General features: G+C 38.8%; 1 protein-coding gene. It reads right to left on the bottom strand.

Annotated features, from left to right (window positions below):
* Positions 1 to 143 precede the first annotated feature (143 nt).
* Positions 144 to 584: a TM2 domain-containing protein gene (locus AACR75_RS01015; RefSeq protein WP_047691451.1), complete on the bottom strand. Its 441-nt coding sequence runs from the start codon at positions 582 to 584 to the stop codon at positions 144 to 146.
* Positions 585 to 781 lie beyond the last annotated feature (197 nt).

The following is a 781-nucleotide window of genomic DNA, read 5'->3' as shown; positions in this document are numbered from 1 at the left end:
GCCTAACGCCCGGCTAAGGGGTTGACAACGCACCGCCGAACTCAAAAAACCACTGTAAACACTGAACTTCAATTTTGCACTAAAGCCGCCACGCGTTAGCAATCCCTCTTGAGCCGTTTGTTAAACGTAATTACATCAGTATATTAGAACCAATCCTTACGTCCCGTCACATATGTTTTTTCAAAATCTTCATCTGATTTAGTGAGATAAATAATAAACTCAACAAAAGCAATAACACCTATGACTATTGAAGGCAATCCAAGCAATACAAAACCAAATAAGAATGCCAGCAGCATTATTAAACCTTGTTTGGTATACCCTAAATAAAATTTATGAGCGCCTAGCGCCCCAAAGAAAAAAGCAAGCAGAGCAGCAGCAATTTTCTTCGAGGAACCTACGCTTGTAGATATCAGATAAATAGCTTTCGCTTCATCATTTTCCACAGAAAAGTCTACAGCCATTCCTGATTTAGGAAGCTGCCCTGCCTTCCATTCATTAATATTGAGTGGGTAGCGAATGCCGTCTTCGCCCGAGATTAATCCAGTTCGACCCAACTCATTAAAATCGATGATGGTACCTTTCATTTACTTATGCCTCAGATAGTTAAGAATAAAGTATTCTTACCAAAGAGGATGTATATGTCTATAAATTCATACTGGTAATTAAATAAAAAATTATAACCACCGAACTATAACGACGTTTAACGCCCAATTAAGGGGTGAGCAACGCTACCACCCAACCTAAAGCATTGTGCCATAAACACTAAATTTGAAGTAGAAAC

Source organism: Vibrio sp. ZOR0018 (assembly GCF_963865925.1).
Lineage (GTDB): Bacteria > Pseudomonadota > Gammaproteobacteria > Enterobacterales > Vibrionaceae > Vibrio > Vibrio anguillarum.
Note: the sequence above shows the minus strand (reverse complement) of the source record. Positions and strands in the feature narration are given on the sequence as shown.